General features: G+C 75.0%; 11 protein-coding genes. 9 read left to right on the forward strand and 2 right to left on the reverse strand.

Features of this window, described 5'->3' with window-relative positions; genetic code table 11:
• Window positions 1-36 precede the first annotated feature (36 nt).
• Complete coding sequence (locus tag ACZ6TB_RS44770; RefSeq protein WP_465566891.1) at window positions 37-351, forward strand: GNAT family N-acetyltransferase; 315 nt, start codon at window positions 37-39, stop codon at window positions 349-351.
• A 79-nt stretch (window positions 352-430) separates the two neighbouring features.
• Window positions 431-1042, forward strand: a complete 612-nt coding sequence (locus ACZ6TB_RS44775; protein WP_465566659.1) for a hypothetical protein — start codon at window positions 431-433, stop codon at window positions 1040-1042.
• Window positions 1043-1081: 39 nt separating this feature from the next.
• On the opposite strand, the gene ACZ6TB_RS44780 is transcribed toward ACZ6TB_RS44775, so the two are convergent.
• Window positions 1082-2827: a phosphatase PAP2 family protein gene (locus ACZ6TB_RS44780; RefSeq protein WP_465566661.1), complete on the reverse strand. Its 1746-nt coding sequence runs from the start codon at window positions 2825-2827 to the stop codon at window positions 1082-1084.
• 151 nt (window positions 2828-2978) lie between these two features.
• On the opposite strand from ACZ6TB_RS44780, the gene ACZ6TB_RS44785 reads away from it, so the two are divergent.
• The 7 genes from ACZ6TB_RS44785 to ACZ6TB_RS44815 all read left to right on the forward strand — a co-directional run bounded on the left by ACZ6TB_RS44785 (window position 2979) and on the right by ACZ6TB_RS44815 (window position 13087).
• On the forward strand, window positions 2979-4280 hold the full coding sequence (locus tag ACZ6TB_RS44785) for a jacalin-like lectin (RefSeq protein ID WP_465566663.1): 1302 nt from the start codon (window positions 2979-2981) through the stop codon (window positions 4278-4280).
• Between the two features lie 37 nt (window positions 4281-4317).
• Window positions 4318-8790: a PAS domain S-box protein gene (locus ACZ6TB_RS44790; protein ID WP_465566664.1), complete on the forward strand. Its 4473-nt coding sequence runs from the start codon at window positions 4318-4320 to the stop codon at window positions 8788-8790.
• A gap of 79 nt (window positions 8791-8869) precedes the next feature.
• A complete protein-coding gene (locus ACZ6TB_RS44795; RefSeq protein WP_465566667.1) occupies window positions 8870-9340 on the forward strand; it encodes a sortase domain-containing protein in 471 nt (156 codons plus the stop codon).
• Window positions 9341-9398: 58 nt separating this feature from the next.
• Complete coding sequence (locus ACZ6TB_RS44800) at window positions 9399-10568, forward strand: glycosyltransferase 87 family protein (protein ID WP_465566670.1); 1170 nt, start codon at window positions 9399-9401, stop codon at window positions 10566-10568.
• Window positions 10565-11623, forward strand: a complete 1059-nt coding sequence (locus tag ACZ6TB_RS44805; RefSeq protein WP_465566672.1) for a hypothetical protein — start codon at window positions 10565-10567, stop codon at window positions 11621-11623. The genes ACZ6TB_RS44800 and ACZ6TB_RS44805 overlap by 4 nt, the downstream gene beginning before the upstream one ends.
• A 72-nt stretch (window positions 11624-11695) precedes the next feature.
• Entirely contained in the window at window positions 11696-11935 is a 240-nt protein-coding gene (locus ACZ6TB_RS44810) for a hypothetical protein (RefSeq protein ID WP_465566899.1), read from the forward strand.
• Window positions 11936-12085: 150 nt separating this feature from the next.
• Window positions 12086-13087, forward strand: a complete 1002-nt coding sequence (locus ACZ6TB_RS44815) for a serine hydrolase (RefSeq protein ID WP_465566675.1) — start codon at window positions 12086-12088, stop codon at window positions 13085-13087.
• 333 nt (window positions 13088-13420) lie between these two features.
• On the opposite strand, the gene ACZ6TB_RS44820 is transcribed toward ACZ6TB_RS44815, so the two are convergent.
• A partial coding sequence (locus ACZ6TB_RS44820; RefSeq protein WP_465566678.1) for a GGDEF domain-containing protein occupies window positions 13421-14115 on the reverse strand: 695 nt, incomplete at its 5' end.

Genomic DNA, 14115 nt, shown 5'->3' on the forward strand with positions numbered 1-14115 from the left:
GCCCCCCTCTTTTCTCTCCTCCCTCCCCTCCCCCCTTTGCCGCGCGCCTCCCTCCCTCCTTTTGTTCCTCTTCCCCCCCCCCCCCCCACCCCCCCTCCCCCCCCCCCCCCCCCCCCCGACGCCCACTGGATCGGCGGCATGCTGATCGACGCCCCCGCCCAGGGCGCCGGCATCGGCCGCGCGGCGGTCGAGGCGATCGTCGGCTACTTGCGCTCCGAGCAGAACGCCACCGAGATCCGCCTCTCCTGCCACCCCGGCAACACCCCGGCGCTCGCCCTCTACCGCTCGATGGGCTTCATTCCGACCGGCGAGCTCGAGGACGACGAGCTGGTGCTGTCCCGCACGCTCTGACCAGATGTTCCGCCCGGCGATGTCCCACGGCGAAACACCGGCCCCCAGGCACAGGGGCCGCCGCGCGTAGATTGGCGCGGTGTTCGTCTTCGGGGAGGACGGCCGCGCCCGCCGCACGGGCCCGGTCGGCCTGGTGACGCTGACGGTGCTGGTCGTCGGCATGGTCGTGGCGGTGCGCTCGCTCACCGATTCGCCGCGGCAGCCCGTCGCCGAGCCCCGGCCGAGCGCCGACCCGTGCGATCGCCGCGGCCTGGTCGCCTACATCGGCGGCACCGACCTGCGGGAGGTCAACGCCGCCCTGCTCCGGAACGAGGCGGCCGGGTGCGGGCGGCGGATCGCCGACGACCCCGACCGCGCGCCGCTCGTGGAGACCGCCGCGGCCGACGCCATGGCGGAGACGATCAGCACCGGCGTGAGCGAGGCGGTGTGCCCGGGCTCGGCGTGCCTGCGCTCCCGGGACGTCACCGACGCGGACGTGCTCACCGTCCGGTCGGCGTTGCGGGACCTCGGCCGCGCGAACGCCGAGGTCCGGCGCCCGCGCGGCGACGACGACCGGGCGCCGACGGACAGCGTGCTCTACGGTGTGCCGCTGGGCGGCGGCGCCTGCGCGGTCACCTACGTGCGCTTCGAGCTCGGCGCCGTGCCGCTCGGGCCGGTCGGCGCCTACCCGGACGGACGCTGCCTGCGGTGAGACGGACGCCGCCTGCGGTGGCGGTGAGCGCGGTGAGGGTCAGGCGCGGTGGAGACGGACCGTGACCGCGGTACGGGAGTAGCTCACCTCCGCCCGGTGGCCCGCCGGCGCGACGACGCGGTCGAAGCGGCCCCGCACGCGCCGGGCCCGCAGCACGGTGTCGCCGCCGACCGACAACGTGCCGCCGAGCGCCGCGTCGCCGGAGATCTCGACGTGGGAGCCGGCGGCGAGGGTGCCGGCGGCCTGCTGGCGGAACGAGCCTCCGATGCGCGCGGCGGCCAGGGTGCCGCCGGTGACGACCACGTCGCCGCAGCCCAGGGCGCGCGACGACGCCGCGGTCAGGGTGCCGGCCGCGACCGTAGTGCCGCCGCGGTAGGTGTTGGCGCCGGTCAGCGTGAGCGCGCCCGGGCCCGCCTTCAGCAGGCCACCGCGGCCGGCGATGTCGTTGCGCCAGGCGTCGGCGGCGTCCAGCGTGACGACCACGTCGCGGTCGAAGGCGCCGTAGCCGTCGGCGGCCGCGAACAGGTTCAGCCGGCCCCACGCCTCGGGGCCGTCCAGCAGCGGCCAGCCGGCGCCGACCGCCGTGGTGCGCAGGACCTCGCGGCGCTGGTCGGCCGACAGGTACGGGTGGCGGGTCTCGAGCAGGACCTCGGCGCCGCGCGGGACGACCATCGGGGCGGTCGGGCGGCCGCGCGGCAGGCCGTACGTGAGCTTCGGCGTCACCAGGCGCTCGTTGGCCGCCCGGTCGCCGTACGGGTCGGTGCCGGTGGCCATCGAAGGCCGGAAGTAGGCGACGGCCTGGGCGCGGGCCGCGGCCTTCAACGTGGCGTTCGCCGGGTCGTTCAGGATCGCGGCGGCGAGGGCGGTGGCCAGGATGCGGCCGCCGATCACGTCGACGGGGGAGTGCATGCCGGCGACGATGCGCGTCTCGGACAGGTCGAAGGCGGCCGCCATCAGCTCCTGGAAGCGCTCGGGAATCGCGTACGCGAAGGCCAGCGCGGCCAGATGGAAGGCGTTGGTGTGGCCGCTCGGGAAGCCGCCGTCGCTCGCCGGGGTGGCGCTGCGCTGGCGCAGCAGTTGCGGGGCCACGACCACCGGCGAGTCGTAGACCGGGAAGCCGAGCGCGTCGACGGCGCCGGTGTCCACGACCTCGCTGTCCAGCGTCATCCGCCACGGGCGCGGGTACTGGTAGGCGGCCTTGCTCGGGTTGCCCGAGGAGAACGAGCCGCGCACGGTGTTGACCAGGGTGACGACCTGCCCGAGCGCCGAGGTGGGCGAGCCGGCGCCGAGGGCCGACCCGGCGGGGGCGCCGGCCGGGATCGTGTCGTCGATGGTGGTGGCGGGGGTGCCGCCGGGCGCGGAGGTGATCGAGGTGACGGCGAGCGCGCCCTCCTTGTAGGCGGCGGCCAGCGGGCCGAGGCCGGAGATCGCGGCGTAGCTCTGGTTCTGCCGGTCCTGGACGAACGCGCGGGCCGCCTCGGCCGGCGTGCGGTCGCGGGTCACCCGGGCCGCGTACCGCATGCTCGCGCGCAGCGCGGGCGCGTCGAGGACGGTGCCGGTGTTCCAGGCCGCGCCGGTCTGCCACAGGCGCTGCATGCCGGAGAGGATCCGCACGGCGGCGTTGCTGTCGGCCGTGGTGTTGGCGGCGACGTTGGTCTGATAGCTGTCCACAAACGACGACGACGGCGCCGCGGCCGCGGGCAGGGCGCGCAGCAACGGGGGCGCCGCCGCGGCGACGACGGCGGCGCGGAGCAGGCCGCGCCGGGTGAGCGTCGATTCGATCACGCGAATCTCCAGGTCGGGAGGGAATTGTCGAGGTGACTCTCGACCAGCCCGGAGACCACCCGGCGAACCGTCGGTGAACGCGACCTTTTTTCACCTATGAGTATTACGGGAGCGCTTCCATCGACAAGGGTCGAACCCTACCGTCCGGTACATGCTTCGGATCGCGTCCCTCGTGGCCGCCCTGCTCTCGACCGTGATCACGGCGCCGGCCGCCGCGGCGGAACAGGGCACCTTCACGACCCTCACCTACAACGTCGCCGGACTGCCCGACGGCATCTCCAGCGCGCCCACCCCGCGCGGGCCGGCGACCACGGCGATCGGGCAGCTCCTCGGGCCGTACGACATCGTGCATGTTCAGGAGGACTTCAACTACCACGCCGATCTGTACGCGGCGGACGCCCACCCGTACCGGACGCCGACCAGCGGCGGCGCGGGCATCGGCAGCGGCCTGAACACGCTGTCCGGCTACGCGTACGACACCGGCGACTTCGAGCGCGTGCACTGGAACTCGTGCCAGCTCGACTCCGGCGACTGCCTCACGCCGAAGGGCTTCACCTTCATGCGGGAGCGGCTGGCCGAGGGCGTCTACGTCGACTTCTACAACCTGCACACCAACGCCGGGACCAACGCCGGGGACCTCGCCTCGCGGGCCGACAACCTGAGCCAGCTCTCCGCGTTCATCGGGTCGCACTCGGCGGGCAACGCCGTGGTGGTGATGGGCGACACGAACACGCGCTACACGCGTACGGGAGACACCATCGCCGCCTTCGCCGCGAGCAACGGCCTCACCGACGCCTGGGTCCGCCTGGAACGCGGTGGGGTCGCCCCGGCGATCGGCAGCGACCCGCTCGTGTGCGACGAGAGCGCGATCACCGACACCTGCGAGGTCGTCGACAAGGTGCTCTATCGCGGTAGCAAGCTCGTCGGCCTGACCGCGACCGGGTACCACAACGAGCACGACGGCTTCGCCGGCCTGTCCGACCACGACCCGATCAGCGTCACGTTCTCGTGGTCCACCAGCGCGGCGTACCGCCTGAGCGAGCAGTTCGGCGGGCCGCACGGCGACTACTACACCGACATCGACCAGGTCCCGGCCGGGGCCCGGGCCGGCGTCGTCAGCCTGCGGGCCGGCAGCCGCGTCGACGCGCTCGGCCTCACCCTCACCACCGGGACCGTGCTGTCCCACGGCGGTTCCGGCGGCACGGCGAGGTCGCTCACGCTCGGCGCCGGCGAGTACGTCACCGCGGTGAAGCTGTGCCAGGGCAAGTACGCCGGCACGACCCGCGTCTTCTACGCCCAGTTCACCACCAGCGCCGGCCACACCCTCGCCGGCGGCGCCACGACGTCCGACTGCGTCACCCGCACGGCCCCGGGCGGCTGGCAGGTGGCCGGCTTCCACGGGCGCGCCGGCGACGAGGTCGACAAGATCGGATTCATATACACGAAGCGCTGACGCTTAGATCCGGCCGATCCGGGCCGAACGGGTCATCGTGACAGTCGGCTTCCTGGACCGCCGGGCCGACCGTGAGACGCTGTTCGACGCGTCGCCGATCGGCATGGCCGTGTTCGACCCCGGCGGGGGCAACCTGCGGGTGAACGCGGCCATGGCGTCGATGCTGGGCCGCGGCGAGGACGAGCTCGACGGCCGGGATCTCGCCTCGCTCACCCACCCGGACGAGATCGAGGAGGACCGGGCGCAGGCCCACGCGCTGGTCGAGGGCGGGGCCGGGAGCTACCGGCGGCACACCCGCTTCCTCGGCCGGGACGGGCAGGTGGTGCACTGCCTGGTCGGCGTGACCTACCTGCGCGAGCCGGGGCGGTTGGTGATGCAGGTGGTCGACCGCACCGGCGCGGTGGCCACCAAACAGGCCCTGCTGCGCAGCGAGGCGCAGTTCCGGGCGGCCTTCGACGCGAGCCCGCTGGCCTCGGCCATCGCCGGGCACGACGGCCTGCTGCGCCGGGTGAACCCGGCCTTCGAGCGGATGGTCGGCCGGCCGGCGGGCGAGCTGATCGGCCGGCACTACATCGGCCTCACCCACCCCGAGGACCGCTCGGCGAGCGAGTGGGAGGTCCGGCGGCTGGGCGCGGATCCCGAGGCGGCGTCGGGCTTCGACAAGCGATACGTACGCCCCGACGGAACCGTGGTGTGGGCCCGGGTGGGCCTGACGACGATCCCCGGCGCGGACGGCAGCCGCGACCGTCTGGTCCAGTGCGAGGACATCACCCGGCGCAAGCTGGCCGAGGAGTCGGCGGCCCGGGAGGCACAGCGGCTTCGCATGACGATCGCGGTGCAGCGTGAGGTCACCGCCGCGGCGACGGAACGAGACGCGGTCGTACGCCTGATGGCCGACCGCGCATTGCGGGTGCTCCCGGCCGGCGACTCGGCCGCCGTGCAGCTCATCGACCCCGACGGCGCCACGCTGCGAGCCCTGGCCGGCATCGGCGCCCTGGCCGAGCGGGCGACGCCGTCGGTACCGCTCGACGGCTCCCTGGCCGGCGTCGCGGTCGCCACCGGCACGACCGTGCGCTGTGCCGACGCGACCGCCGATCCGCGCGCCAACCAGGCCATCGTCCGCCGCACCGGGATCCACGCGATGATGATCGCCCCGCTGCGCACCCCGGACGGCCCGATCGGCGTGCTCACCGTCGCCGCCCGCCGGCCGGACGCCTTCGCCGAGGCCGACGAGCAGCAGCTCACCCTGCTCGCCGACGCCCTCTCCGGCGCGCTGCGGCACGCCGCCGACGCGACGCACAAGCGGGAGCTGCTGCGCCAGGCCACGGCCGCGGTGCAGGCGCTCGAGGAGGAGCGCACCGCCGCGCTGGCCGCGCTCGACCGGCTGGCCCGCAGCGAGCGCCGGTTCGCCGAGGTCTTCGAGCACAGCCCGGTCCCGACGATCGTGATCGGCCTGCGCGGCGCCGACCGCGGCCGGATCCTGCTCGCCAACCCGGCCTTCCGGCGCCTGCTGGGCTTCTCGGCCGAGCAGGTCGGCGGGGTCGACGTGCCGGCCCTCGCGGTGGCCGCGGCCGGCGGCGGCACGCCGAGCGAGGCCGAGCTGCGGCGCGCCGACGGCAGCCTGGTCACGGTCGCCGTCCATCTGCTCGCCATCACCGACGACCAGGGGCCGCAGCACGCCGTGGTCCAGCTGCTCGACGTCACCGCCGAGCGGGAGGCCCGCGCCGACCTGGCCCGCAGCGAGGAACAGTTCCGCACCGCGTTCGACGGCTGCCCGATCGGCCTGCTGATCGCCGACGAGCACGGCCGCTTCCAGCGGGTCAACCCGGCCGCCGCCCAGCTCACCGGCCGGTCCCGGGCGGACCTGGTCGGGCTCACCCACCGGGAGATCACCGACCCGGCCGACCTCGAGGACGCGGCCCGGGCCCGGCTCGCGCTGCTGCGCGGCGCCGGCGACGTCTGCTACGACACCCGCCTGCGACATCCCGGCGGCCGCGTCTCGTGGAGCCGGGTCACGCTGTCGCTGATCCCCGGGCCGGCGGGCCGGCGGTGGCGGCTCGTGCAGATCCAGGACATCACCGCCGAGCGCATGGCGGCGGAGGCGCGGGAGAAGGCGGTGCGCCGGCTGCGCGCGACGCTCGCGGTCCAGCGGGAGGTCACCGCGGCGGCGGCCGTACGCGACGACGCCCTGCGCGTGGTCGCCGGGCGGGCGGTGGAGCTGTTCGACGCGGCCGACGGCTCGGCTGTCGAGCTCGTGGACGGCGACGACCTCTACTACCAGGCCACCGCCGGGACGCTCGCGGCCGCCGGCGGCACGCGCATCCGGATCGCCGGGTCGCTCAGCGGCCGGGTGCTCACCTCCGACGCCCCCGCGCACTGCCCCGACACCCGGCACGACCCGCGCGTCAACGCCGCCGCCTGCGAGCGCCTCGGCATCGCCTCGATGCTGATCGCCCCGCTGCACGCCGACAACCGGGTGATGGGCTGCCTGAAGATCTCGGCGGCCCGCCCCGACGTCTTCGACGACACCGACGAGCAGCAGCTCGCGCTGCTCGCCGACAGCCTCAGCTCGGCCCTGCGGCACGCCGACGACGCCGAGCGCAACGCCGACCTGCTGGCCGAGCGCACCCGGGCACTGGCCGCGCTGGAGGCGAGCGAGACCCGGTTCCGGCTGTCCTTCGAGAACTCGCCGCTCGGCCTCAGCCTGATCAGCATGTCGGAGGCCGACGTCGGCCGCTATCTGCAGGTCAACCCGGCGCTGTGCGCGATCACCGGCTACCGGGCCGACGAGCTGACCGAGATGACCTACCGGGACCTGATCGACCCGGCCGACGTGCCGACCGACGAGCAGGTGCGGGCCGCGGTCACGGCCGGGATCACGCCCTACCGCACCGAGCTGCGCTACCGGCACAAGGACGGGCGGGTGGTCTGGGTGGCGCTGGTCGGCGCCCCGGTGCTGGACGACCGCGGCCGCCCGCTCTACCTGGTCAACCAGGTGCAGGACATCACGGCGAAGCGGGCCGCCGACGCGGAGCTGCGGCGCCAGGCCCGGCTGCTCGAGCTGATCCCGGCCGCGGTCATCGTGCGGGACATGGACGGGACGATCCGCGGGTGGAACGCCGGGGCGGAGGCGCTCTACGGCTGGCCGGCGCGGGCCGCGATCGGGAAGAACATCGACCGGCTGCTGGCCACGGGCTTTCCCGCCTGCGGGGCGCAGGGAGTGGTCGACGGCCTCTACCGCGAGGGGCACTGGGCCGGCCAGCTCGAGCATCTGACGGCCGGCGGGCGTACGGTCACCGTGCTCAGCCGGATGGTCCCGCACCGGCCCCGCGCCGACGCCGAGACCCAGGTGCTGGAGATCAACACCGACGTCACCGCCGCCCGGGCCGCCGAGAAGGCCCTGGCCGAGAGCGAGCAGCGGTTCCGCGCCCAGTTCGCGAACTCGGCCGCCGGGCAGATCATCCGCACCCTCGACGGCTCGCACCTGCAGGTCAACCCGGCGTACGCGGCGATGCTCGGCCACACCCCGGAGCAGATGGCCCGCACGCCGGACGCCGAGCTGTGGCACCCCGACGACCTGGCGGCCATCCAGCACGAGATCGCCGGCCTCTTCGCGGGCGACGCCACCTCGTACACCCATGAGGGTCGTCTGCGGCACCGCGACGGGCACTGGGTCGATGTGGCGTCGACGGTCTCGCTGGTGCGCGACGAGGCCGGGCGCCCGAAGAACCTGATCGCGGTGGTCACCGACATCTCGGCCCGGCGCGCCGCCGAGAACGCCCGGGACCAGGCGGCCGCGGCGCTGGCCGAGCGCAACCAGGAGCTCGAGGCGGCGAACCGGCTCAAGCTCGACCTCATCGGCATGCTCGGGCACGAGATCGGCAACCCGTTGTCGTCGATCCGCGGCTACACCGAACTGCTGATCGACAACGCGCCCGGGATGGACGAGGCGCGCAAGGACCGGGCCGTGGACGCGATCGCCCGCCAGGCCGGCCGGCTCGACGAGATCGTCCGCGAGGTGCTCGCCATGGTCAGCATCGACGCCGGGACGATCAACGCGGCCCGGCAGGAGCTGTCGCTGCGGGCCGAGGTCGATCGGGCGCTGGCCGCCATGGATCTCGAGCTGCCGGTCGCCGGCCCGGACATCCGGGTCCGGTTCCACGCCGGTCACCTGCAGCAGATCCTGGTCAACCTGCTCTCCAACGCCGCGAAGTACGGTGGCGGCGCTTCCGGGATCACCATCGGCCTTCCCGGTACGGGCGGAGCCGCGGTCGTGGTCGAGGACGGCGGGCCGGGTGTGCCCGAGGAGTTCCGGCCGCACCTGTTCGAGCGGCTGGCCCGCGCCGACCGGGACGCCGCGTCGGTCCGGGGCACCGGCCTGGGCCTGTACATCGTGCGCGGCCTGGCCCACGCCAACCACGGCGACATCCACCACGAGCCGAACCCGGCCGGCGGCTCCCGGTTCGTGCTGACCATGGAGACGGCCGGCGAAGTGGCCGATCACGGATAGTTGGGTTTCGCCGCGTCTGTCCCGGATCTACCCTTCACCAGGGGCGGTCTCGCCCCGGTAGCGCAGGGGAGACGCCGCCATGGCCGAGAGCGACGTGCTGACGGGGGCCGGCGGACGGCCGGTCGCCGAGCCATCCGTGCCCACCGGCCTGGAGATCCCGGCGATCGGGGTGCGCACCGCCGTGGTGCCGATCGGGTCGCGCCCCGGCCGCATCTTCGACGCTCCCGGCATCGACGTGCCCGCCGGCTGGATGCACTCGACCCCCACTCCCGGCGAGCCCGGCGCCGCCGTGATCGTCGGGCCGGCCGACTCCGCCGAGAACGGCCCGGCCGTCTTCTACCGCCTGCGCCTGCTCATGCCCGGCGACCGCATCGTGGTCCGCCGGGCCGACGGCAGCGAGCTGGAGTTCGCCGTGACCGCCGTCGGCCACTACCCGCACGAGGCCTTCCCCGGCGAGCTGCTGGCCGGCCCGGGCCGGGAACCCGAGCTGACCCTGGTGACGAACGCCGCGATCGGAAACCACGTGGTCTTCTCGCGACTCGTTTCGTGACCGTTCCGCACCGCGCGCGGCACTCAACCGGGGCCGGGCGGCGACCGATCCTGCGGTCGTGGAATGGGTGCGCCGGGTGCCGCCGCGTGTCGGCGGCGCGCTTCTGATCGTCGTTACCGCGGTTTTCGTCGGCCTCGCGCTGAACGACGTCCTCGGTGGCTGGATCGTGCCCGGCATCGACTACCTGCCGCTGCGCAACGCGGCCGAGGCCCTGCTCGCCGGGAACTCCGTCTTCACCGACCCGACGTTCGTCTACCCGCCGACCGCCGCGTTGCTCCTGCTGCCCACCGCGCTCGGCTCGCCCGTCGCCGGCTTCGTCGGCTGGGTGCTGACCGGCGCCGCCGCGTTGCTGGTGGCCGCCGTCCTGATCGCCCGCGAGGCGCCGCGCCCCTATCGCCCGGCCGTCTTCGCCGCGGTGACGATGGGCCTGCTCGGCGGCGTGCTGGCGGCCCGGTCGCTGTTCCTCGGCAACCTCAGCGAGCTGCTCGTTCCGGTGGCGGTGGGCGTCCTGCTCTGTTTCCACCGCGGCCGCTGGGTGCTCGGTTGCGCCCTGCTCGCCGCGTCGCTGCTGGTCAAGCCGATGCTGGCGCCGCTCGTGCTGGTCCCGCTGCTGCACCGCCGGTGGCGCGCCCTGCTGCTCACGATGCTGCCCGGCGGCGCCCTGGTCCTGCTCTCGATGCTGGTCGTGCCCGGCGGCCACGACTTCCCGCGGGTGCTGCGCTACTGTCTGACCGGCACCAACCTGCACGGCGACAACGCCGTCAACAACCTCTCGCTGCGCGGCTGGGCCGAGGGCCAGGGCGCCCCGCACCTGCTCGGCGTGGCCGCCGCCGCGCTGGCGCTGATCCTGGTCGTGGCCGGGGTCGCCCGCCGTCTGCGCGCCGGCCGCCCGTCCCCGCTCTGGCTGGGCGCGGTCCTGATCTTCGGCACGTTCCTGGCCGGCGGCATCTCCGAGGTCCACTTCCTGATGACCGGCTACGCGGTGGTCGTCCTCCTGATCGTCTGCGGGCGCCTGCCGTTCCGCGCCTGGGCCCGCTTCCTGCCCGGCCTGGCCCTGCTCGCGTCCCCGGCCGCCTACCTCGACCTGTTCCTCGGCCCGCGCACCGACGCGCAGTCCTGGCTCGTCCTCGCCGAGATCCTCCTGCTGGCCGCCCTGCTCACCACCCGCGGCCTCCGCCCGGCGGCCGCCCCGCCGGCCCGGCCCGAGCCCGCACTGCTTGCCGCGTGACCGTCCTCGTCCGGCACCGCCGCCTGGTCGCGGCGGCGCTCGCCGCCGTCGTCGGTCTGCTCACGCTGACCGTGCCGCCCGACCTCGCCGACTTCTCGGCCGCCGCCGACCTGCTGCTGCGCGGCCGCCTGGCCGACGTCTACGCCGGCGCCTGGAACCAGGCCGGCCCCGCCCAGCTCCTCGTCAGCCGCCTGCTCACCATCGGCGGCGCGCCCTCGCCGGTCACCGTCGCCCTGCTCGACGCGCTGCTGGTCGCGGGCGCGATGTGGCTGTGCGCGCGCCTCTCCGCCGACGCCGGGGCGGCCCTGGTCCGGCGCGAGGCGATCGCGGGCCTGCTCGCCCTCGTCTGGGTGGCGGCCCCACTGCCCTGGAACGGTCACCCCGCCGAGCTCGCCATTCCGGCGCTGTGGGCGTACGCCATCGTCCTCGGACGCCGCCGCCGTGACCTCGCCGCCGCGGCCGTCCTCGCGCTCGGGATCGCGATCGCCCCCTGGGCCGTCCTCGGCGTGCCGTGCCTGCTCGCCGCCGCCCGCCCGGCCCGCGCCGTCCGGACCGGCGTGCACGCCGCCCTGCTCGGCGTCGCGGCCTACCTGCCGTTCGTGCTGACCGGGCACTTCGCCATGTTCGCCCAGCGCTGGCCGGTCGACCCGGGCACCATCCCGGCGCTGCTCGGCCTGCACGAGGCCACGTGGTGGCTGCGACCCGCGCAGGCCGCCCTGGTCGGCGGTGGCGTCGCGCTCGCCGCCCGGCTCCTGCGGACCGACCCGATCGCCGTCGCCGCCGTGCCGCTCGTCGCCGGCCTGCTCCGGGTCGTGACCGATCCGGTGGCCCACCCGTACTACTGGTTCCCGGTCGCCGCCGCCTCGCTCCTGCTGCTCGCGATGTCGGCCGGCCGCTGGCCGTGGGCCGCCGGCCTCGCGCTGCTCGCCGTGCTCGGCTCGGCCGCCGGCCTGACGATCGCCGCGTCGCTGGGGTGCCTCGCGCTGCTGGTCGCCATCGTCCGGCGAGAGTCCCCGGCACCTCTCCGGCACTTGCGGCCTGACTTTTCTCGTTGAGAATTCTTGCTCGCTGGGAAGGCCTGCGGAATGCTTGGTGTATACACGCATCCGCGGGGGAGGGGTGACCCGATGTCGCACCGGCAGATCCTCGAGGCGCTCAGCGGACTGCTGCTGGTGCTGTTCGTGGCGCTGCTCAGCGGCACGGTGGTGTCGACTGCGGTGTTCGGCCTGATCGCGGCCGCGTTCCTGCGACCGGCCACGTTCCGGACGAGCCTGGACCTGCCCGCGCCTTCCCCTTCCGCCCCCTCGCCGTCCTCCTGCGCGCCCTCGCCGGCCTCCTCCCCGGCCGCGCCGGGCGCCCGCCCCTAGGGACGCCGCGCCGGGCGGCCCCACCTCCCTCCCCCGGGGGCCGCCCGCCCTGGGGCCGCTTCGCCGGGCGGTCCGCCCAACCGGACCGCCCGGCCGCGCGGCCGTCTAGTACGTTGACGCCGACCGATGTCATGCCAACGGGGGAGTCTGATGTCCGTTCTTTTCTCGCGCCGTTCCGCCCTGGGCCTGGGCGCCGCCACCGCCGCGACCGCCGCGCTCATGGCCGGATCGCCGGCCGACGCGGCGCTGAGCGGCACGGGCCGCATCCGGTCGGTCTACGGCCGGGAGAAGGCGAAGGCCGGCGGCGCCTGGCACTCGCACATCGCGGGCGTGGACGCGACCGGCGCCCCGGTCCCGATCGTCGAGGACGACGCCGACCACGTGACCCAGGGCTACAGCGTGCAGAAGCTGGCCGTCGCCACCGCCGTGATGGACAAGATCGATCGGGGTGAGCTGACCCTCGGCCAGAAGCTCGACCTGCCGGCCGACATCATCCTGGGCGGGAGCGGCATCTACTTCCTGCACACCGTGTGGGGCGACGAGATCACCATCGCCAACTTCCTGACCGCGATGCTGCTCGTCTCGGACAACACGGCGGTGCGCATGTGCGGCCGCGTCGTCCCGGCCGCGGAAATCAACGAGATCCTCGCGGCCAAGGGCTTCGTGCACACCCGGGTCGAGCCGGTCGCCAACCCGAACCGCTTCTACCTCGGCACCACCACGCCGCGCGAGATGCACGACCTGCTCTGGCGGCTGGCCACCAAGACGCTGCTGTCGCCGGAGTCGTGCACGTTCCTGCTCGGGATCACCCGGTGGATCAACGGCTACATGGACGGCGTACGCCGGGTGATGTCCTCCGACGAGCGGGCGCGCGTGGCCACGAAGTACGGCGCCGACTTCAACACGCTCGGCGCGTCCCGGCACGAGGCCGGCATCATGTTCGGCGCCGACGGACTGCCGAAGCTGACGTACGCGATGTTCGCCGAGGGCCTGGGCGACCTCGACAACTACGGCTCGACCCACCCGGCGGTGCAGGCGCACGCGGTCCTCGGCCGCACGATGATGGACCACCTGCCGACCGGCGCTCCCGCCGCGGTGGCGTCGGCCCGCGCCGAGCGGATCGAGCCGTTCCGGCCGGTCAACGGCGGCTGACCGGGATCGCCCGGCGCCCCTCGGACGTGGGCGCACGGGGATGTCCGGCGCGGCGGTCGTGGGGTACGGGATGCCGGGCGCGCGGGTCGCGGTGTGCCCGGGCGCGGGGTGCGGGATGTCGGGCGCGCGGGGTGCGGGATGCCGGGCGCGCGGGGGTGCGGGATGCCGGGCGCGGAGGTCGCCGTGTGCCCGGGCGCGGGTCGCGCGGTGCCGGGTGTGGGGTGCTGGGCGCGGGATTCCGGGCGCGCGGGTCGCGGGGGGCGCGGGATGCCGGGCGCGGGGGTCGCGGGGCGGCGAATGCCGGGCGCGGCGCCGCGGAAGGGCGGCCCGCGGTCAGGGCGCGATGAACTCGTGCTCGCGGACGGCGTCTCCGCCGGCGCGCTTGGCGTCGTACATCGCGCGGTCGGCGCGGTGCATGGCGTCGCCGAGGGCGGCTGCTGGGGCCGACGCCAGGCCGATGCTGATGGTGGTCCGGCAGTCGGGGAGGTCGCGGACGGCGGCCACCATCCGTTCGGCCATCGCGGCGGCGGCCGCCGGGGAGATGCCGGGCAGCAGGGCGGCGAACTCGTCGCCGCCGAGCCGGGCGATCAGGTCCTGGCCGCGGAGCTCGGCGGCCAGGACGCGGGCCATCTCGCGCAGGGCGGTGTCGCCGGCGGGGTGGCCCATCGTGTCGTTGATCTGTTTGAAGCGGTCGCCGTCGATGATCATGACGGTCACCGTGGCGTCGGCGGCGCCGGGGAGCGACTGGGCGCGGCGGACGGCGCGGTCGAAGGCGCGGCGGTTGGCGATGCCGGTGAGCGGGTCGAGGTCGGCGGCGCGGGTGGCCTGCTCGTGCTGGGTGCGCAGCGTTTCCAGGGACTTCAGCGTCGCCGCCGTGTGCAGCGTGTGCTGGCGCTGACGCCACAGGGCCGCGGCGAGGGTGTCGCCGTAGGCCAGCTCGGCGTCGGCGTTCGCGGAGCCCCGCGCCGGCCGGCCGCCGGGCGACGCCGCGGCGTCACCCGCGAGCGAGGCGGCCGGGCGGGAAGCGG

It is taken from the genome of Actinoplanes sp. NPDC051537 (assembly GCF_055586105.1).